The sequence below is a fragment of the Aliidongia dinghuensis genome (assembly GCF_014643535.1).
GTDB classification, from domain to species: domain Bacteria; phylum Pseudomonadota; class Alphaproteobacteria; order ATCC43930; family CGMCC-115725; genus Aliidongia; species Aliidongia dinghuensis.
The window spans coordinates 201307-221037 of record NZ_BMJQ01000008.1 but is presented as its reverse complement, the minus strand read 5'-3'; the positions used below and the strand labels follow the sequence as shown (position 1 = coordinate 221037).

The 19731-nt window shown below is 68.4% G+C and carries 15 protein-coding genes and 1 pseudogene; 11 read left to right on the top strand and 5 right to left on the bottom strand.

Going from position 1 to position 19731, the window contains the following annotated elements:
- Positions 1-2: 2 nt before the first annotated feature.
- The 4 genes from IEY58_RS16710 to IEY58_RS16695 form a co-directional block, all read right to left on the bottom strand.
- Positions 3-614 carry a 2'-5' RNA ligase family protein gene (locus tag IEY58_RS16710; RefSeq protein ID WP_189047781.1) on the bottom strand — a complete coding sequence of 204 codons (612 nt, stop codon included), beginning with the start codon at positions 612-614 and terminating at the stop codon, positions 3-5.
- Between the two features lie 61 nt (positions 615-675).
- Positions 676-2079 carry an L-serine ammonia-lyase gene (locus tag IEY58_RS16705; RefSeq protein WP_189047779.1) on the bottom strand — a complete coding sequence of 468 codons (1404 nt, stop codon included), beginning with the start codon at positions 2077-2079 and terminating at the stop codon, positions 676-678.
- Between the two features lie 123 nt (positions 2080-2202).
- A complete protein-coding gene (locus IEY58_RS16700) occupies positions 2203-2868 on the bottom strand; it encodes an NrsF family protein (RefSeq protein ID WP_189047777.1) in 666 nt (221 codons plus the stop codon).
- The gene (locus tag IEY58_RS16695; RefSeq protein ID WP_189047775.1) at positions 2865-3449 is read right to left on the bottom strand and encodes a sigma-70 family RNA polymerase sigma factor; all 585 of its coding nucleotides are present in this window, start codon (positions 3447-3449) and stop codon (positions 2865-2867) included. Before IEY58_RS16695 ends, IEY58_RS16700 begins: the two co-directional genes overlap by 4 nt.
- A gap of 174 nt (positions 3450-3623) precedes the next feature.
- Here IEY58_RS16695 and IEY58_RS16690 point away from each other — a divergent pair, with 174 nt between their 5' ends.
- From IEY58_RS16690 to IEY58_RS16670, 5 genes and pseudogenes are all read left to right on the top strand, one after another.
- Positions 3624-4400: an alpha/beta fold hydrolase gene (locus tag IEY58_RS16690; RefSeq protein ID WP_229743767.1), complete on the top strand. Its 777-nt coding sequence runs from the start codon at positions 3624-3626 to the stop codon at positions 4398-4400.
- A gap of 107 nt (positions 4401-4507) precedes the next feature.
- Positions 4508-5401 carry an NAD(P)-dependent oxidoreductase gene (locus tag IEY58_RS16685; RefSeq protein ID WP_189047773.1) on the top strand — a complete coding sequence of 298 codons (894 nt, stop codon included), beginning with the start codon at positions 4508-4510 and terminating at the stop codon, positions 5399-5401.
- Positions 5402-5504: 103 nt separating this feature from the next.
- Positions 5505-8924, top strand: a complete 3420-nt coding sequence (locus tag IEY58_RS16680) for an AAA family ATPase (protein ID WP_189047772.1) — start codon at positions 5505-5507, stop codon at positions 8922-8924.
- Between the two features lie 278 nt (positions 8925-9202).
- The gene (locus IEY58_RS16675) at positions 9203-9532 is read left to right on the top strand and encodes a hypothetical protein (RefSeq protein ID WP_229743766.1); all 330 of its coding nucleotides are present in this window, start codon (positions 9203-9205) and stop codon (positions 9530-9532) included.
- 53 nt (positions 9533-9585) lie between these two features.
- Positions 9586-9678 (top strand): annotated as a pseudogene (locus tag IEY58_RS16670) (IS5/IS1182 family transposase); the annotation flags it as partial.
- Positions 9679-9693: 15 nt separating this feature from the next.
- On the opposite strand, the gene IEY58_RS16665 reads toward IEY58_RS16670, so the two are convergent.
- Positions 9694-9978, bottom strand: a complete 285-nt coding sequence (locus tag IEY58_RS16665; protein WP_189047768.1) for a hypothetical protein — start codon at positions 9976-9978, stop codon at positions 9694-9696.
- Between the two features lie 292 nt (positions 9979-10270).
- Between IEY58_RS16665 and IEY58_RS16660 the strand changes: the two genes are divergently transcribed.
- From IEY58_RS16660 to IEY58_RS16635, 6 genes are all read left to right on the top strand, one after another.
- Complete coding sequence (locus tag IEY58_RS16660; protein ID WP_189047765.1) at positions 10271-12376, top strand: DUF4132 domain-containing protein; 2106 nt, start codon at positions 10271-10273, stop codon at positions 12374-12376.
- A gap of 62 nt (positions 12377-12438) precedes the next feature.
- Positions 12439-13845, top strand: a complete 1407-nt coding sequence (locus tag IEY58_RS16655) for an SWIM zinc finger family protein (RefSeq protein ID WP_189047763.1) — start codon at positions 12439-12441, stop codon at positions 13843-13845.
- The gene (locus IEY58_RS16650) at positions 13838-15244 is read left to right on the top strand and encodes a DUF5691 domain-containing protein (RefSeq protein ID WP_189047761.1); all 1407 of its coding nucleotides are present in this window, start codon (positions 13838-13840) and stop codon (positions 15242-15244) included. The genes IEY58_RS16655 and IEY58_RS16650 overlap by 8 nt, the downstream gene beginning before the upstream one ends.
- Positions 15241-16320 (top strand): ATP-binding protein, encoded by a 1080-nt coding sequence (locus tag IEY58_RS16645; RefSeq protein ID WP_189047759.1) that lies wholly within the window; start codon positions 15241-15243, stop codon positions 16318-16320. Before IEY58_RS16650 ends, IEY58_RS16645 begins: the two co-directional genes overlap by 4 nt.
- Before the next feature lie 4 nt (positions 16321-16324).
- Positions 16325-18553 (top strand): DUF5682 family protein, encoded by a 2229-nt coding sequence (locus IEY58_RS16640; protein ID WP_189047757.1) that lies wholly within the window; start codon positions 16325-16327, stop codon positions 18551-18553.
- Positions 18550-19731, top strand: coding sequence for a VWA domain-containing protein (locus tag IEY58_RS16635; protein ID WP_189047755.1), 1182 nt, complete (start codon positions 18550-18552; stop codon positions 19729-19731). The genes IEY58_RS16640 and IEY58_RS16635 overlap by 4 nt, the downstream gene beginning before the upstream one ends.

Genomic DNA, 19731 nt, shown 5'->3' with positions numbered 1-19731 from the left:
TATCAGTCCGTGGCGCCTCCTCGCAACGACCAGCGGCCGAGCGGGATATGGACCGTCTTGCCGAGCCGGCTGCGGATCAGCACGAACTCATGGACCGTCCAGCGCACAGGCTCGACGGCGCTCGTGTCGACATAGCGCGCATCGTAGAGCAGGGTCAGGTGCGGCGTGAATGAGCGCTGAACCCAGCGGCCGAGGCCGTGACGCGCCAGCGCCTCGCCCAGCGTCTGGTAAAACGCCATCAGCGGCAGCAGCGGCTCGTCGCTGCGCAACACGAACGGCAGCTTGGCCTTTCGGCCGATGAAGCTGCCGGCCCGATCGAAGAGGACGCCGAACGGCTCAGCCACGACGCTGGCGGCAGCCGCGCACGCCCGCGCGACCACCTCTTCCGGCGGCGGCCCGGCATAGGCGCCGAGGTTATGCAGCGAGACATGGAATCGGTCGGCCGCAAGCGGCGAGCCTTTCAAGCCATGAAGCCCACGCAGGCGATCGGCAATCTCTGTCGTTCGGCGAGCGGCCGATGGCTCAGGCAGGAGCGCGAAGAACAGCCCGTCGGTCGGGTCCCCGCCGAGGCCGGGCAACCAGAGTTGTTCAGGACGATGTTTGACAGCCAACATGTCATAGAACATATCATGAACATAGCGACTCGGGAAGCATCCCCGGTCGCTCAGTCGCCGCTCAGCACTCCGGCACGTTGACCGCGAGGCCGCCGGTCGAGGTTTCCTTGTACTTCCGCTTCATGTCGCGCCCGGTCTGGCGCATGGTCTCGATCGCCTGGTCGAGCGACACCCGGTGCGTGCCGTCGCCGTGCAGCGCCAGCCGCGCCGCGTTCACCGCCTTGACCGAGGCGACGGCGTTCCGCTCGATGCACGGGATTTGTACGAGGCCGCCGATCGGGTCGCAGGTCAGGCCGAGATTATGCTCGAGCGCGATCTCGGCCGCGTTCTCGACCTGCCGCGGCGAGCCGCCGAGCGCCGCCGCCAGGCCGGCGGCTGCCATCGCCGAGGCGGAGCCGACCTCACCTTGGCAGCCGACATCGGCGCCGGAGATGGACGCGTTGCGCTTGATGATCGAGCCGATCGCTGCCGCGGTCAGCAGGAACGTGTGGATGCCGGCCTGCGACGCGCCGGTCACGAACCGGTCGTAGTAATGCAGCACGGCCGGAATGATGCCGGCCGCCCCGTTGGTCGGCGCGGTCACCACCCGCCCGCCGGCAGCGTTCTCCTCGTTGACCGCGAGCGCATAGAGATTGACCCATTCCATGGCGCGCAGCGGATCGCCCTGGTCGACGCTGTCGCGCTCGATGAGCGCGGCATGGAGCCCGGCCGCCCGGCGCTTGACCGCAAGGCCGCCCGGCAGGGTGCCGCTGCCGCGCAACCCGCGCTCGACGCATTGCCGCATGGCGGTCCAGATCCGGTTCAAGCCGTCCTCGATCTCGGCCGCCGACCGGAGTGCGGCCTCGTTGGCGCGGGCAAGCTCGGCGATCGACCGTTGCTCCCGCTCGCTGAGCGCCAGGAGCTCCTCCGACGAGCGGAACACGAACGGCACGGCCGGCCCCGCCGTCGCATCGGCCGCCTCATCACCCTCGGCGCGGATGAAGCCCCCGCCGACGGAATAGTAGGTGCGGCTGAGCACAGGTTCGCCGTGCCGCCACAGATGGAACGTGAGCCCGTTCGGGTGGCCCGGCAGGAATTCCAGTTTGTGGAAGATGATGGCGTTCGCAGGATCGAAGCCGATCTCGACATCGGCAACCCGAATGCGCCCGGTCGTTCTCGCCCGATCCACGAGCCGCGGCAAATCGTCCGGATCCACAGTTTCGGGCGCGGCACCCGAGAGACCGGCCGTGACCGCGACATCCGTGCCGTGCCCGACGCCGGTGAGTGCCAGCGAGCCATAGAGATCGCAGGAGACCGCATCCACGGCGCGCCAATCGATCCGCTCGCCGCTCCACCGCAGGAAATCGCCGGCGGCGCGCATCGGGCCGACCGTGTGCGAGCTCGACGGACCGATGCCGATCCGGAACAGGTCGAAAACGCTGACGAACGGCGCTGTGGTTTTATGGTTCTTCGAACTGCGCGGCATTCTGACCCAAGTCCTGCGTTACCCGACAGGGCACGCTAGGTAGCACCTTGCGATCGCGCCGGCCACCCGGGTTTCGCCCACTCGAGTTTCACCCACTCGAGTTTCACGGGGCCGGCAGCCAACTCACCAGGCGAGCGTGCGCCGGCCGACGACAGCTCCGAGGCCGGCGACGAGCGCAATCGCCGTAGTGTACCAGATGGCGACGAACAGGCCGCCGTCGTTCTTGCAGGCGAGCGCATAGGCCGCGGCCCCAAGCGCACCGGCCAGCAGGCCGGCGGCAGCCCCGGCCCGGCCCGGCCGGGTTGCAGCACCGCTCCGGAGTGCCGCCAGGATCAGGCCCAGCGCGGGCAGCGAGACGAGCACGATCGCGCCGACGCAGATCGGCACCGAAACGTCCGATCGCCCGAACGACGACAGCCCCGACTCGTCCGTGACGCCACCGATGAGCAGCAGCGCCGCACCGGGCAGCAGTGCCGGCAGCCAGCGCCCCGAGCCCCACCCGTTGCCCCACTCCTCGCCCCCGGGCCGCACCGCGTCGCGCGCCAGCAGGAAGCCGCCGGCAGCCAGCGCGAGTGCGCTTGCGACCTTGTGCAAGAACGGTGCGCCCTGCACCGTCCCCGGCAGCTGGGCGCTGACGCCGAACAGCAGGAAGACCAGGGCGATCGCAACGCCGAGCGACAGCACAGCGATCGGCAGCAGCCAGCGCATCGACAAGAACCGCGCCCGCGGCGGCGCACCGGCCTCGCGGGCGAGGTCGCGGATCAGGCGATCCGTCTCAGGCCGGCTCATGCTTTCCCCCTGATCGGCACGGCCTGTTCGAGGTTCGCCGCGGCGGCGAGACGCCGCAGCGCGCGATGGAGTGTGACGCGGATCGCGCCCTCGCTGGTGCCGAGCCGCTCCGCCGTCGCACGCACCGTTGCCCCCTCGATCGCGAGCGCCTGCACGACCGCGCGCTGGCCCATCGGCAGCGCCGCCACATGGCGGTCGACGTCGACGAGCGCGCGATCGGGATCTTCCGCCGGGGCGGCAAGCAGGTCGGACCATTCCTCGATCGGCAGGTCGCTCAGATAGCGCGCTTCGCGCCGCGACCGGCGCCCGGCATCCATCAGCTTGTAGCGGACGATCGCGTGCAGCCACGGCAAGAACGGCCGCTCCGGATCCCAGGTATGCCGCTTGGTGTGAAGGCCGATCAGCACTTCCTGCACCAGGTCCTCCGCCTCGTGCACGCCCATCCCGCGCCGGGCAAGCCGGCCGCGGATCAGGCGGCGCAAGACGTCGGCCACCTCTTCCAGCAGGCGCCCGTAGGCCGCGGCGTCGCCACGACGCTCGGCGCGCATGGCCTCGGCCCAGATCTGTTCGCGCGTATCCATGAACCCTCGTTCGCCCAAAGCGGGACGGTCGTTACATGGGGCGGCGAAATTTTTCGGGCTGCCCCCGGCCGATCACATCACCGTGAGCGCTGTTTCAATCGGCCGCACTGCACCGAAAACCATCAGGAGAGCGACGTGCTCCGATGCAATCGACTGATGATGAGGTTCGCTGACATGAAGAGTTTTGGCATTCTGGCCGCCGCCGCCATGACCATGGTTTCGGCACACGCCTTCGCGGCTGACGCCTCGACGGCGGCCGCCGCGAAGCCGCCGATGGTGCGCAACGTCGTGCTGGTGCACGGCGCCTGGGCCGACGGCTCGAGCTGGGGCGACGTGATTGCCCGGCTGCAGGCCGCGGGCCTGCATGTCACGTCCGTGCAGAACCCGCTGATCTCGCTCGCCGACGCGGTCAAAGCGACCAAATGGGCTCTGGCGCAGCAGGACGGCCCGACCGTGCTGGTCGGCCATTCCTGGTCGGGCACGCTCGTGAGCGAAGTCGGCACCGACCCGAAGGTGACGTCGCTCGTCTATGTCGCGGCGCGGGCACCCGACGCCGGCGAGGACTTCCCGGCGCTGCAGGCCAAGTTCCCGAACACGCCGGCGCGCGCCGGGGTCGAGAATCACGACGGCCTGACGGTGCTGAGCGAGGACGCCTACCTCAAGTACTTCGCCGGCGACGTCCCGGCCAAGCGGGCGCTCGCGCTCTACGCGACGCAGCAGCCGACCGCGGCCAGCTTGTTCGCCGAGCGGACGGACGCCGCCGCGTGGCACGACAAGCCGACGTTCTACGCGGTCTCGACCCAGGACCAGACGATTTCGCCCGAGTTCGAGCGGTTCCTGGCCAAGCGCATGCACGCCAAGACCATCGAGGTGCCGGCGAGCCATCTCTCGATGATCTCGCACCCGAAGGAGATCGCCGACCTGATCCTGGCCGCGGCCGGCCGGGGCTAGCAGGGCCTCGATGCCGTGCGAGGGCATCACGCGTGCCCTCGCACAAGCCTTCAAGACCGCCCCTGCCGCCGGGCCTAGCATCGCGACGCACGGCAAGGGAGGTTCCCATGACCATCGGCTTCATCGGGCTCGGCAACATGGGCGAGGCCATGGCGCTCAATCTCGCCAGGGATCTGGCCAAGGCCGGCACGCCGCTCCTCGTCTGGAACCGGTCGGCCGGCAAGACCGAGCCCGTCCGTGCCGCCGGGGCCGAGGTGGCGGCGACCAAGGCAGCACTGTTCGAGCGGGCGCGCACCGTTATCCTGATGCTGGCGGACGGGGCCGCGATCGACGCCGTCCTCAGCCGCGGCACGGACGCGTTCGAGCCGACCGTCGCGGACCGCACGATCGTCCACATGGGCACGACCGAGCCTGCTTATTCGCGTGCGCTCGAGGCCGACATTGTCGCGGCCGGCGGCCGCTATGTGGAGGCGCCGGTCTCCGGCTCGCGCAAGCCCGCCGAGGCGGGCGAGCTCGTCGCCATGCTGGCGGGCGATCCGGCGGCGGTCGAGGCCGTGCGGCCGCTGCTGGCACCCATGTGCCGGGAGACGGTCGTGTGCGGGCCGGTGCCGACGGCGCTCACCATGAAGCTCGCGGTCAACCTGTTCCTCATCACCATGGTGACGGGCCTGGCCGAGGCGTTTCATTTCGCCGACCGGCACGGGCTCGACCTCGCCCGCTTCACGGCCGTGCTCGATGCCGGCCCGATGGCGAGCGCCGTGTCGCGCGTGAAGCTCGGCAAGCTCGTCGCCCACGACTTCTCGGTCCAGGCGGCGATCACCGACGTGCTGAAGAACAGCCGGCTGGTCGCCGAGGCAGCCCGGACGGCGCACATCGCCTCACCGCTGCTCGACGTGAGCCACGCCCTCTACGGCGAGACCCTGGCCTTGGGCCACGGCGCGCTCGACATGGCCGCCGTCGTGCACGCGATCGAGACACGGACGGAGCGCGGCGCCGCGTGAGCAATCGGTTGAAAATCGCCGATCCGATCAGCCTGCACTTGTCAAACCGGCCGCTTTGCTGGTTCCGTAGCAGCGGAGCAGCTGGTCGGCAAAAGGCAACGGCATGTCGAACATTCTTGCGAGCATCGTCGCGGGCGCGCTGGCGGGCGTTGCGTCTTGTCTCATCCTGCTTCGCCTGAAGCTCGGCTCGCCATCTCGCTTCGAGATCGGCGACACGGCGGCGCCCGCCCCTGAGCCGCCACCGCAACCGCCTGTAATAAGCGCGCAGATCGACACCGCAGATCCGCCTCCCGCGCCGGCCCCGCTCGCCATCGCGCTGCCCGCGCTCAGTCGAACGCTGTCGCCGCTTGCTGAGGAGGTTGGCCATCCGCGCGAGTTGCTGGATATGCCGGAATTCCAGGCCGTCGTCGCGGCCTTCCGGCGTCCCGACGCCACGGTGGCGCTCTTGAGCCAGCATGCGCTGGGCGCGAACTGGCCGCTCGCCTGTGCCGCCTTTCTGGCGCTGGCCGAACGGCCCGAGCGGCAATCACTTGCAGACCCGGTCGTTCGCCATCTGCCGGCCGCTCGGCCTTATGTGCTGATGTATGCCTTTCAGTTCCTGACCTCGCTCGACCGGCGGCCGCCGGTCGGCGCTGCGGTATTCAGCGCGCCACCCTGGTGGCAGGGCAACGTCGTGGTCTCGGCCTTCATCCACGACTATTTCGCGCGCAGTGCCGAACTGGGCGACCGCGCCGCCTTCGGCGACCTTCTCGACAAGAAGCCGGACCTGGATGTTGCCGCGGTCGTGGGCATTCTCCAGAAAATCCAGCACCCGTTCGCGGCCCAGCTGCTTGTGGCCTTGAGCCACTGGCGGGACACGCGGATCGACCGGGACTTTCTCAGCACCGTCGGTGCGCTTTGGGATCCGGCCGAACACGATCCGCTATTGGTGCTGCCGCCCGCCTGGCAGGAGCCGCTCGCGGCCGCCTCAGCGGCCGTGCATCAGCCTCGTCCGCGCTCGATACTGGTCTGCGGCGATCCGCGCACCGGCAAGACCGCTTTCGTCAAATTGCTGGCCCACCAGCTGCAGCAGGACGGCTGGACCGTCTTCGCCGCCGGCGGCAACGAGCTGATGGCGGACCAGATCTATATCGGCCAGCTGGAAGGCCGCATCCGCAAGGTCATCGAATCCCTGCATGCCCGCCGGAAGCTGGCGTGGTACGTGCAGGACCTCGGCCAGATGGCGGACAGCGGGACCCACAAGGGCCAATCGGCCAGCATTCTCGACCAGATCCTGCCCGCGATCGCCGCCAGCAATCTTGTCATCATCGGCGAAAGCAGCCAGGCGGCGGCAACCCGCCTGTTCCAGGCGCGACCTTCATTGAGGTCGCTGATGGAGATCCTGCCGCTTGAGCCGATGGATGAGGCCGAGACGGCAGCGCTCGCCATGGAAGTCGGCGGCCGCATCACTGAGGAGAGCGGTCTCACAGTGCCTGAACCGGCTGTGGCGGCGGCAATGGATCTGGCACAGCATTATCTCGGGAGCAGCCAGTTGCCGGGCGTTGTGCTGGAATTGCTGAAGCGTGCCGCCAACCGGTCGCTTACCGCCGGCGAGACCGTGCTCACCGCCGGCAGCGTCGTTGCGACCCTGTCGCAGATTTCCGGACTGCCGACCGTCATTCTCGATAACGGCCAGCGCGCCGATCTGGCCGAGATCCATGAGTTCTTCGGTCGCCGCGTCATGGGCCAGGCCGAAGCGGTCCAGGCGATGGTCGACCGCATCGCGATGTTGAAAGCCGGCCTTACCGACCCGGGCCGCCCGATTGGCGTCTTTCTGTTCGCCGGGCCAACCGGCACCGGCAAGACGGAACTGGCCAAGACGCTTGCAGAGTTCCTGTTCGGATCGCCCGACCGCATGGTTCGCCTCGACATGAGCGAGTTCCAGGCCGTCGAGGCGACATCGAAGATCCTCGGCCGGCGCGGCGAGGTTGGCGGCGAGTCGCTGATCGACCGCATCCGCAAGCAGCCCTTCTCCGTGGTCCTGCTCGACGAGTTCGAGAAGGCGCACCCGAATTGCTGGGACCTGTTCCTGCAGATCTTCGACGACGGCCGGCTGAGCGACGCCAACGGGTCCGTGGCGGATTTCCGCCACTGCATCATCATCCTGACCTCCAACCTGGGCGGGACGGCCCATCGCGGCAGCGGGCTCGGGTTCCGCCCCGATCCGGGCACGTTCACCGATGACCAGGTGCTCCGCACCGTCGGCCAGACGTTCCGGCCGGAATTCGTCAACCGGCTGGACAAGGTCATCGTCTTCCAACCGCTGTCGCGCGACTTGATGCGCGGCATCCTGCACAAGGAACTCGCCCGCATTCAGGAGCGGCGCGGCCTGCGTGAGCGGGCATGGGCGGTCGAATGGGAGGCCTCGGCCATCGAATTCCTGCTCGACCGAGGCTTCTCACCCGAGATGGGCGCCCGCCCACTGAAGCGCGCGATCGATCAGCAGCTGTTGGCGCCGCTTGCCGCGACCCTGGTCGAGCATCGTTTCCCGGCGGGCGACCAGTTCCTCTTCGTCCGCTCCAACGGCAAGGCGATCGAGGTCGAGTTCGTCGATCCGGATGCCGAGCCGCCGGCGAGCAGCGCCACGGAGCCCGAGGCCGATGGCAGCCTAGCGCTGCCGTCGATCGTGCTGCGCCCGACCGGCTCCGGCGCCGAACGTGCCTCTCTGACCGCGTACTGGCGGGAGATCGATGACGAGCTTGCCGGCGATCCATGGAGGGCGAAGGTCGATGCGCTCCGCCTGGCACTCGCGGACCCGGAGATCTGGTCGCGCGATGATCGTCATCACGTCTTTTCCGGCTTGGAACTGGCGGACCGCATCGGCGAGGCCGCACGCACAGCCGACCGCCTGTTCCAGCGCTATGCCGCAGCCAGCGGACACCCGGACCGGGCCTCGCGCGAGCTGGCGGGACGGCTGGCGCTGCAGCTCTACAATCTGCGCCAGGGCATGGACGACTTGGCCGCCGATGCCCCGATCGACGCGCTGCTGCGCGCCGATCCGGCACTCGACATCGGCGGCGAAAGCGGCGACGCGTCCGAATGGTCCAGCCGGCTCACCGACATGTATCGCCAATGGGCGGAAAAGCGCCGCATGCAGCTGCAGGAACTCGGGCCCCGCACCGGCAAGGCTGCACCGATCCTGCTCGTCACGGGCTTCGGCGCCTTCCGGACGCTCTCGGCCGAAAGCGGCCTGCATGTGCTGGAGGATGATCAGGGGGCGGACAGCGCGCGCCGCATCACCGCCCGGGTAACCGTGGTCGCCGGGCCGGACCAGGATCTGCCGGCGACGGATGCGTTCGCCGCGGCAGCTCAACTGCTCGCGACCTCGCCGGCGACGAGCACCATCGTGCGACGTTACCGCGAGGATCCGGCGCCGCTGGTCCGCGACATCGCCAGCGGCTGGCGATCGGGCCGGCTTGCGGCGGTGCTCGGCGGAGACTTCGACCTGATTGGCGCCATCAAGCGCCGGCAATCGGCGGCGTGATGCGCCGCCTGGCTCACTCGCTCGGTCGATGGAGGCGGCACAGGGCTGAATTCCTGACGATTCTGCGAGCGTGCCTTGCAGGAGGCTCATCGCGCCGGTCTTGACCGTTTTAGACGTCGCGAGCCTCATAGCAATTGGTCAGCCCCTGCCCCAGGCAGCTATCGCGTTCCGGCAGCTACTCACGACCATCTCGAAATCCGGACCTCACCAAAGATATGCGGAGGAGAAAGCATCCCGTGATCATTCGTTCCTGGCGGGCCGTCGCTGGCTCAGACGAGGTGCTGGCCGCCTATGCGGACCATCTCCGGAGAACCACCTTCGCCGAGATGGCCGAGTTGCCAGGCCATCTGGGCGCCACCCTGGCTCGAAAGGTGAAGGGGATCGATAATGAACTCGTCGTCATGAGCTTCTGGGAAGACATTGCGTCGGCCGGCCATTTCATGAAGGGCGATTTCGACGACGCGGTCGTGAAGCCGAGCACCCAGAAGCTGCTCAAGTCCTTCGACCTGAAGGTCGAGTATTTCGAAACCTTGGTCTCCACGGGCATTGTCGGCGGGCACGACATCGCGATCGGGGCAGCAGACGGGGCCCGATCGCCAGTCGAATGAGAAAGCTAAGGGTCGTGAGCTGCGATCATCCCTGACCCGACCTGAGATTCCATCTCAAGGATTTCCGCAGAATCGCCACACGCTACGGCCGGCTCGTGCAAAACTTTCACGCCGCCGTCTGCATCGCTGCCGTCATCTGCTGCTAGTTGTAAGTCCCAGCTCTAGCTCTCTTCTGCCTCGTCGGGGTTCTGCCGGCGCTTAATTTTAACAGTGTCGCCTTTGCACAAAATTTTGACGATCGCGTCTTTGTCGATAATTTTCACCTCAGTAAATTGATTTCCCTCTCCAACCACAAACGCCACGGAAGATGCGGAAAGGTATCTGCGCAGTTCGAGCGGAATAATTGCTCGTAGTCTGGGGTGAAAATCATTGGGATTGGCGTGAAAAAAAATCAATGCCTTTAGCACACCCGATTCAGCAAGATTATTTGTTTCGAACAACTGCAAGGCAAGCTTTCCCACAACCACCTCTCAGTCTTGATCAATCAACCGTTGAAAGTGCAGTACTTACTAGCAATACTACCTAAAGATGTCAATGAATCCGAGGCATTCTTTTGATTGGGCAGAGTCGTTCAGAGGATTTCCGGATCGGCCGCTTTCATCGACGATGCGACCGCGCGCTGCCGCGCAGATCGCAGCGATGCTCGTCGACGGCAAGGCGGCGGTACATCCCAGCTAAATAGAGAGGCCTATGTCGACACCAGACCTTCATCCGGACGTCATCAAGCTGATCGACCGGATGACCGGCCCGCCGCCCAGCCATCACCGTTTTTCGGGCGAGCCGATCGATCTGACAACGCTCGATGCGCTCGCTCTGGGCGATTTGTGGGCTGTCGCCCATTCGGTGTCGCTGTGGGAGAATAACCGGCGTGTGGAGAGTCTCGCCGCCAGCACCGCCTGGGCCGTGCTGGGCCGCGGCAGAGAAATGAAGCCTGCCTTTCGCGGCGCGGCCTGCCGGGACTATCTCGACCTCCTCGCCCGCGAGGCCGAGGCGGCGCCGGAAAAAGCTTTCGGCACTCTCGCGATCTATACTTGGCGGAAGGTCTGCTTCGCGCTCAGGCGCTGCACCGATCTCGCCTTCGATGGCCTCGGCCCGGCCGCCAAGCGCTTTCTGGCCGCGGCCGACTGGCGAGCCATGCCGCACCTCGCCGTGGCTTTGGCGCGGCTGGTTGGGGGAGAATTCGAAGCACAAGCGCTCGAAAAGCTCGCCGGCGACCTGGCGGGCTCGCCGCTCCTCGTCGATGAGCTGCGCGCAGTCGCTGCCCTCGATCTTCCGGCGATCCTCGCGGTTGCCGATGTCGCGTACCCCGACATCGGTGCAGACGCGTCGGCGACCGACGACACCCACTATTCGCTGTCCGATTATCCGAACTATGTCGCGTTCGCCGAAACCGGCCTGAAGCAGGCCGCGGCGCATGTGCGCAAGATCCACGATTCCGAGCTGCCCTATGCCCCGGACAAGGCCTTCACGCTCGAGGACTCTGCCGTCATCGCCCGGCTGGCGCGCGTAGCGCTCGACCGCGACGAACCCTGGCTGCCGTCGGTCCTGGACGAAATGTTCCGCAAGGTGAGCCTTGCGCCCACGGCCGCCAAGACGGTGCCGTCGCAATCTGTCGCCATCGCCCTCGGCCACGCCGTCGAAGCCTTTCCGACGCCCGAGGCGGTCGCGACGTTGCGCCATGTGCTGCGCGACCTTCGGCATGCCGGCGTGGAGAAGAAGCTGCAACGCAATCTGCGCGGCGCCGAACGCGGCCTGGCCGAGCGGCCGGAGATCGCGCTGCGTTTGCCGTTCGATCAGCCGATCTCGAAATCGCAGCTGACCACATTGACGCGCTGCCTCGAAGCCGGCCTCGCCTTGTCCATGGTGCTCGACTACGACGATTGGCGCGTGCGCCTGGCTGAGCACGCTTCCCTGAAGGCCCTGACCGGAACCCTGGTGTGGCGCATTCTCGGCGCGACCAGTGGCAGCACCGCCGTGCTGCCCGTCTTGGAGCGTGACCGTCTGACGCTTCGGGATGTCGCCGGCACGATCGTCCAAGCCGGGCCGGGCTCTCGCGTGACGCTCTGGCACCCCTCGGATGCCAGCGCGGAAGAGCGCAGCGCCTGGCGCGACCGCTTGGCGGCGCTGCGGATCAAGCAGCCGTTCAAACAAGTCTTCCGCGAGCATTATCCTGTGCCGCCCGATGATCTCGGGGAAACGACGACCGCGATGTTCTCCGGTCATATCGTTTCGATCGTGCCCTTTCTTGGCCTGGCGCGACGGGAGCGCTGGCGCCTCAAGTATGATTGCCTCGCTCGCTCCTTCGGGCGATGGACGGCGCAGCTCACTCTCGCCGACCCTATCTATCCCGGCTGCGTCGGGGCGACGACCACCGGAAATCTCAGCGTGTCGACATCAGGCGGCATGAAATCCTTGCCGGCCCGGCCCGGGGATCTGCCGGCAGCGACGTTTTCCGAAATCTTGCGCGCCGTGGACCTGCTGGTCAGTACAAGCGGCTTCGCCGTGACGGCGGAAGACGAGGAGCGACATCGCGAAGCTCGGCTGCTGCATCTGGCCATGAGTCCGCCCAGCGCAATGACGGAGGTGCGCAAACAGGCTCTCGAATGCGCGCTCTGCGGCCTGGACGGCATGGCCGGCCTGGAATTCGACGCGCGTCACTTGCGGCTCGGTGCCTATGCCATTCACTTGACGACCGGCCGGGTGACTTGTGCGGGCGAGCCTGTCACGATTGACGTGCCCAAGCGCTCGAATCTGGTCGCGGTCCCTTGGCTGCCTCACGACGAGAAGCTCCTGGAGATGATCTGCTACACGGCGATCGAGATCGCGCGCCGCGGCAAAAGCTAGCTATCGGGTTTCATTGGCGCTCAATATACTACTGCTCCGAGAAGTGCTGCCGGGATGGAAACGTGGCGATTGATCTGAAGGCAATTGAACAGCTTGCCACCGATCAATCCTCGCTCAAGGCAGCGGCGGGACTCGCCAAGCCCGGCAAATGGTCCGGCGTGGGCATGAGCCGGGACGGGGCACTCGTCTGGGGCGAATGTTCGGGCTCCGGCGCCAATCCCTATCGCGTGATGGCGGACCTGCGCAACCTGGGCAACAAATGCACCTGCCCGTCGCGCAAGTTCCCGTGCAAGCACGTGCTCGGCCTGTTGTGGCTCCATGCCGAAGCAATCGTGCCGTTCGCCCCGGCCGACACGCCCGAGTGGGTGAGCGACTGGCTCGGCCGGCGGCGCACGAGCGCAAGCGCTCCCAAGACGGCGAGCAGCGATGCGCCGGTCGAGGCCAAGGACGTGCGGGCGGCCCAGGTCGCCGAACCGGAAGTGCCCGAGGACCCGAAAGCGGCGGCGCGGCGCGAAGCGGCGGCCGCGAAGCGGTCGGAGGATACCGAGCGCGCGATTCTGGATGCGCTCGACGCTCTCGAGCAATGGGTCGGTGACCAGCTGCGCCTGGGGCTTGCTGCCTTCATCGACGACGCGACCGCGCGATGCCGGCGGATCGCGGCAAGGCTGGTCGACGGCAAGGCGGCCGTGCTGGCCGGCCGGATCGACGAGCTGCCGGGCCGGCTGCTCGCCCTTCCAACAGGCGATCGGCCGCGCGGCGCAGTGGTCGAGTTGGGCAAGCTGGTGCTGCTGGCGCGCGCCTTCCGCGCGGCACCGCGCGACGCCGAAATCCGGCGTGCCGTCGCAACGTCGGAATCGCGTGAGACGGTGCTGGCCAACCCGGATACGTCCCGGGTGAACGCGTGCTGGGAAGTACTGGCCGAGCAGGCCCAGACGCGCCGCGACGGGCTCGTGTCGCAGACGACCTGGCTGCTCAACCTCGGTGAGGCCGGTCCGCGTTTCGCGACGCTGCTCGACTATTTCCCAGCGAGCGCCGGGCGGCGCGGATCGGTATTCACGCCGGGCGAACGGTTCCGGGGCGAGCTCGCCTTCTATCCGTCGCAGCAGCCGCTACGCGCGCTGCTCGTGGAGCGGGACACGGCGGAGGAAGCGGCTGCACCGGATTGGTCAACGCCAGCGTGGCCGACGACGGAGGCAGCGGTCGTCGATGCCCTCAACAGGCCGCTCATCGCCGAGCCCTGGACGCTTGAGGTGCCGGTGCTGCTGCCGGCCGGACGGATCGCGCTCGACGACACGGGCCAGGCCTGGTGGCGCGCGGCGGACGGTGCCGCCATCCTGCCGGTCGCGGGTGATGCCGAGGGGCTGCTCCGCGGTACCGATCTCATGCAGACAGCCGCTCTCTGGTCCGGCAACCGGCTCGCGATCCTGGCCGCGCAGACACGCTGGGGGCGGATCGGCTGCCATGGCTGAGGCGATCTATGACGCCATGGGTGCGGTGCTGACGCGCTGGACGATGGGGGCAGCGGCGGCCCCCGCTGCGTCCCCATGGCGTGCCGAGCTTGGCGCCGAGCCGGCCGAGGCCGAGTTGCGGCTGCTGGCGCTCACCGGTCAGTTCCTCGGCGTCGCGGTAACAGCCGATCCGCCCGTAGGCCTGCGCACGCTGCCCGATGTTCCGGGGCTGGCGCTACCGACCGTGCCCGAGGCGTTGCGCCCGCTCGTGCGCCGCATCCTGGCGGCGACGAAAGCGACTGAGCTGCTCCCGTTCCTCGCCGCGCGCGGCTGGACGGCCCATCCGGCCGACTGGATGCCGGCGCCAAACGACGAGGACATCCCCGACGTCTACGCGCCGTGGCGCGACTGGGTGGCCGCAGCGGCGGCCGGCTCGGCGCGACGCCGGGTCGAAGACGGGCTCACCGCGGAGAATTGGGACGACTATTGGCCGGCGGCGCGCAAGGCGGCGCTCACCGAGCTCCGGCGGCGCGATCCGGGCGCGGCGCGGGCGCTGCTGGCGGTGAAGTTGGCCAATGAGGGCGCCGATGTGCGGCTGCGCCTTGTCGGCCTGTTGGCGGTCGGCCTGTCGGACGCCGATATCCCCTACCTCGAGGACATCACGGCGACCGACCGCGCGCCCAAGGTCAAGGCGCTTGGCGAGTCCCTGCTCGCCCGGCTCGGCCGCGGTCCGGCAGCCGGCGCGGAGGCCGCCGAGCTCGCCGGCTTCTTCCCGGTGCAGGTGAAGGGCCTGCTGCGGCGCTCGCGCGTGATCCAGTTCGAGACCTTGAAAACCCCCGCGCAGCGGGTGCGCCGGACAGCGCTGTTCGAGGTCGTCGATATTGCCGCCTTTGCGCGGGCGCTCAAGATATCCCCCGAAGAGCTGATCGCGGCCTGGACCTGGGATGTCGACCGCCAGGCCGACGCCGCGTTGGTGGCCCTGGTCGCGCGGACCGGAACGGACGCACTCGTGACGCGCGCCGCCGATGCGGTGAGCCAGTGCGACGCGGTCGGCCTTCAAAACCTGGCGGCCCTGGCGCCGAGACTCACGGCCGGCCAGCGATCGGCACTTGCCGCCAAGGTCTTGCACGCGAGCAGCTGCAGCTTCGATATGGCGAAGGCCATCGCGGGTGCCATGGCGCGGCTGGACGATCCCCTGGCCGCACCCGCCGGCGCGGCACTGCTCGAGGCGCTTGGACACGGCGACGCGGGGCCGGCCGATCAGGTTGCGGAGCTCTATGGGCTGGGCCTCGTCGCCTCCCGCATGGGGGCACGACGGGCCCTGGAGCGCCTCAACGGCGCGGGGCTGCTCCAGGGCGACCCACGCCTCGACATGCTGCGGCTCAACGCCGCGTTGGATGATAACGGAGCGAGGGAATGAGCGAAAAACTGCGGTTGCCCGCCGAGGACAGCTATGCGGCCGAGCTGAAGGCGCTCGCCGCCGGCGACAGCGGGCATCGCCCACCGGGCTGGGCGCTCTCCCCGCGGCTGGTCGTAACCTATCTCATGGGCGGCCGGGCGGCCGACGGCACGGTGATCACGCCCAAATATGTCGGCGACCGGCGGCTGATCGAGACCGCCGTCGCGACGCTTGCCACCGATCGCGCGTTGCTGCTGCTGGGCGTGCCGGGCACGGCCAAGTCCTGGGTGTCCGAGCACCTTGCGGCGGCGGTCACGGGCGATTCGACGCTCATCATCCAATGCACGGCGGGCACCGACGAGAACCAGGTCCGCTATGGCTGGAACTATGCCCAGCTGCTGGCAAACGGGCCGAGCCGCGCCGCACTCGTCCCGACCCCGCTGATGCGCGCCATGGAGGACGGCAAGCTCTGCCGCTTCGAGGAGCTGACGCGTATGGGCAGCGACGTGCAGGACACGCTCATCACCGTGCTCTCCGAAAAGATGATGCCGATCCCGGAGCTCAATAGCGCGGTCTATGCGCAGCGCGGGTTCAACGTCATCGCCACCGCCAACAACCGCGACAAGGGCGTGAACGAGCTGTCCTCGGCGCTGAAGCGCCGCTTCAACGTCGTCGTCCTGCCCCTGCCCGACAGCGCCGATCAGGAAGTGGCCATCATCGTCAAACGCGTGGGCGAGATGGCGCAGAGCCTCGACCTGCCGGCGCCGAAGAATGTCGCGGACGAGGTGGCGCGGGTCGTGGCGATCTTCCGCGAATTGCGCTCGGGCTCGACCGAGGACGGCAAGGTGGCGCTAAAATCGCCCTCGGGCGGGCTGTCGACGGCGGAGGCGATCGCGGTGATGGTCGGCGGGATCAGCCAGGCGACCTTCTTCAACGACGGCAAGCTCACGCCCGAAACGCTCGCCGCCAACGTGATCGGCGCCGTGGTGAAGGACCCGGTGCAGGATGTCGCCGTGCTGGGCGAATATCTCGAGACGGTGCTCAAGAAGCGGCGCGGGTTCGAAGGCTATTACGCTTCGCTGACCGACCTGATCTGAAAAGATGGCCGGCCAAGTCTTCCTGTTCGGTATCCGCCACCATGGGCCCGGATCGGCGCGGCGGCTGGTGGAAGCGCTCGATGCGCTCAAGCCGACAACCGTGCTGATCGAGGGGCCGGCAGATGCGTCGGACCTGCTGCCGATGCTCGCCGATCCGGACATGGCGACGCCGGTGGCGCTCCTGACATATGCCGAGGACGATCCGGCCAACGCCAGCTTCTTCCCCTTCGCCGATTATTCGCCGGAATACCAGGCCGCGCGCTGGGCCGTCCGGCATGGCTGCGCACTCCGCTTCATCGATCTGCCGGCGTCGGACCGGCTGGGTGCCGTCGGCGGCGGGATCGAGAACGAGCGGGCGGCCAGTGCCGACGACGATCCGATCAGCCGCGACCCGATTGGGGCGCTGGCGACGGCGGCCGGGTATGACGACGGCGAATCCTGGTGGTCCGACGTGATCGAGGAAAATCCCGCGTCCGGTCCTGTGTTCGCGGCGGTCGCCGACGCGATGGCGGCGCTCAGGGCGGAAGCCGGGCCGCTCTCCGCCCGCGAGGCGGCGCGCGAAGCGCATATGCGGATCGAGATCGGGAAGGCCGCGAAGGAGCACGAGGGCGCGATCGCGGTGGTCTGCGGCGCCTGGCATGTGCCGGCGCTCGCCGAGCGGCGCAGCCTCGCGACCGATCGCGAGCTCATCAAGGGACGGCCGAAAACCAAGATCAAGGCGACCTGGGCACCCTGGACCGCGCCGCGGCTGGCGCGGGCCAGCGGCTATGGCGCCGGCGTTACCGCACCCGGCTGGTGCGCGCACCTGTGGGAAACGCGCAACGACGCCGATCGCGCTGCGGTGTGGCTCGCCAAGGTGGCGCGCGTGCTGCGCGATCGCGGGCATTTCGTGTCGACCGCGTCGGTGATCGAGGCACAGCGGCTGGGCGTCGGACTTGCCGCGCTCCGCGACCGCCCCGCGCCGGGCTTCGAGGAGCTGCGTGAGGCGGCGATCGCTTGCCTGTGCCACGGCGAGCGCGCGGTCTGGGACGATGTCGCGGCCGAGCTGCTGATCGGCGCGGGTGTCGGATCGATCCCTGCCACGACGCCGCTGGCCCCGCTGCTCGAGGATCTGCAGCGCCAGCAGAAGGCGGCGCGGCTCAAACCGGAGGCGCTCGATCGGCCGCTGACGCTCGACCTGCGCAGCGAAAGCGGCCTCATGCGCTCCACCCTGCTGCATCGGCTGAACGCGCTCGACGTCGCCTGGGGCGAGCTGACGGATGCCGGGCGCAGCCGCGGCACCTTCCGCGAGAATTGGCAGCTCCGCTGGGAGCCGGAATTCGCGGTCCGGCTGGTCGAGAATCTCATCTACGGCTCGACCATCGCCGAGGCCGCCGCCGGGCGCGTGATCGAGGCGATGCGCAAGGAGCCTGAACTGGGAGCGCTCGCAACGCTGGTGCGGACCGCGATGATCGCCGACCTGCCGCGCGCGGCCGAGTTCGGCATCGCGGCGCTGGAAGCGAAAGCGGCGCTGACCGGCGACTGCCAAGCCCTGCTGTCAGCGCTCCCACCGATGGCCGAGATCCTGCGCTACGGTGAGGCCCGCGCCGGGACGGCCGACCATCTGACCGCCTTGATGCCGCGCATCGTCGTGCAGGCGGCGCTGGCATTGCCCTATGCCGCACGCAACCTCGATGCGGAGGCCGCGGGCAAGCTGCGCGCCGCGCTGCTCGCCGCGGATGGCGCGGTCCAGCTCGCCCAGCTCGAGACGGACGTCGTGGCGAACTGGCGCCATACGCTTGAGGTACTGGTGCGCGACGATCAGGCGACCCGGCTGATCGCCGGCACGGCGGCGCGGCTGCTCTACGAGGTCGAGCTGCTCACCGCCGATGACGCGGCGGACCTGCTGTCGCGGATGCTGTCGCCAGGCACGCCGGTCGCCGAGGCGGCGGGCTTCTTCGAGGGTTTCTTCGAGGGCGCCGGCCGGCGGCTGATCCATGATGCGCCGTTGCGCGCAGCGGTCGACGCCTGGCTGATGACGCTGGAGGAAGCAGCCTTCACCGGCAACCTGCCGCTGTTCCGCCGCGTCTTCGCGGTGCTGGACCGGGCCGAGCGACGGCGGCTGATGGACGCGCTGTTCGACCGGAGCGGCGGCGGCGCCAAGGGCTATCGATTGATGCCCGGGGCGGCGGAGTTCTGGCCGAAGCATCAAGCGCGCGTGCTCGAACTGCTCAACGCCGGAGCCCCGCAATGAACGAGGTCGACGAACGCCGCCGCCGCTGGGCGCTGGCCCTCGGCACCGATGCCGAGGGTGCTGACGGTGGGCCTGCCCTCACCGACAGCGACCGGCGCATGTCCGACGCGCTCACCGCGCTCTATGGCTACGGCGACGAGGCGCCGAAGAAGGGCCGCGGCGGCCTCGGCGGATCGGCGCCGCGCGTTGCGAAATGGCTGGGCGACATTCGCGAATTCTTCCCGGCCCCCGTGGTGCAGGTGATCCAGAAAGACGCGTTCGAGCGCAAGGGTCTGCGCCAGATGCTGCTCGAACCCGAGTTCCTCGCGACGGTCGAGGCGGATGTGAACCTGATCGCCGATCTCATGGCACTCCGCGGCGTGATGCCGGAGAAGACCAAAGAGACCGCACGGATCGTGATCGCCAAGGTGGTCGCCCAACTGATGGAGCGGCTCGAGCGGCGCACGGCCGACGCGATCCGCGGCGCGCTCGACCGTTCGCGCCGCACGAACCGCCCGCGCTTTGCCGATATCGACTGGCCGCGCACCATCCGGGCCAATCTCCGCCATTACCAGGCCGAGCATCGCACCGTGGTGCCGGAGCGGCTGATCGGCTTCCAGCGCCAGCAGCGGCGCATCGTCGACCTCGACGAGGTGATCCTGTGCGTCGACCAGTCGGGGTCGATGGCGACCTCGGTCGTCTATGCCTCGATCTTCGCGGCGGTCATGGCGTCACTGCCGGTCGTCGCGACCAAGCTCGTGTGTTTCGACACGTCGATCGTCGACTTGACGGCGGAGCTCGCCGATCCGGTCGAGGTGCTGTTCGGCGTTCAGCTGGGCGGCGGCACCGACATCAACCGGGCGATCGCCTATTGCGCAGACCGGATCGAGCGGCCTGCCAAGGCGCATCTGATCCTGATTTCCGACCTCTTCGAAGGCGGCGACGCGGTGGCGCTGGTCGATCGGCTGGCGCGGCTTTCACTGATCGGCGTCAATGTGATCGTGCTGCTGGCGCTGACCGATACCGGCCGTCCGGCCTATAACCCCACACTGTCGGCGACGGTTGCAGCCCTTGGCATCCCGGTCTTCGCCTGCACGCCCGACCAGTTCCCGGATCTCATGGCGACGGCACTCCGGCGCGGCGACATCTCCGGCTGGGCCGCGGAGCAGGACATCAAGCTGATCCGCTCCGAGGCATGA

Coding starts and splice junctions, on each gene's coding strand:
- IEY58_RS16710 (WP_189047781.1), bottom strand. CDS start 614: ATGTTGGCTGTCAAACATCGTCCTGAACAACTCTGGTTGCCCGGCCTC.
- IEY58_RS16705 (WP_189047779.1), bottom strand. CDS start 2,079: ATGCCGCGCAGTTCGAAGAACCATAAAACCACAGCGCCGTTCGTCAGC.
- IEY58_RS16700 (WP_189047777.1), bottom strand. CDS start 2,868: ATGAGCCGGCCTGAGACGGATCGCCTGATCCGCGACCTCGCCCGCGAG.
- IEY58_RS16695 (WP_189047775.1), bottom strand. CDS start 3,449: ATGGATACGCGCGAACAGATCTGGGCCGAGGCCATGCGCGCCGAGCGT.
- IEY58_RS16690 (WP_229743767.1), top strand. CDS start 3,624: ATGAAGAGTTTTGGCATTCTGGCCGCCGCCGCCATGACCATGGTTTCG.
- IEY58_RS16685 (WP_189047773.1), top strand. CDS start 4,508: ATGACCATCGGCTTCATCGGGCTCGGCAACATGGGCGAGGCCATGGCG.
- IEY58_RS16680 (WP_189047772.1), top strand. CDS start 5,505: ATGTCGAACATTCTTGCGAGCATCGTCGCGGGCGCGCTGGCGGGCGTT.
- IEY58_RS16660 (WP_189047765.1), top strand. CDS start 10,271: ATGACCGGCCCGCCGCCCAGCCATCACCGTTTTTCGGGCGAGCCGATC.
- IEY58_RS16650 (WP_189047761.1), top strand. CDS start 13,838: ATGGCTGAGGCGATCTATGACGCCATGGGTGCGGTGCTGACGCGCTGG.
- IEY58_RS16645 (WP_189047759.1), top strand. CDS start 15,241: ATGAGCGAAAAACTGCGGTTGCCCGCCGAGGACAGCTATGCGGCCGAG.
- IEY58_RS16640 (WP_189047757.1), top strand. CDS start 16,325: ATGGCCGGCCAAGTCTTCCTGTTCGGTATCCGCCACCATGGGCCCGGA.
- IEY58_RS16635 (WP_189047755.1), top strand. CDS start 18,550: ATGAACGAGGTCGACGAACGCCGCCGCCGCTGGGCGCTGGCCCTCGGC.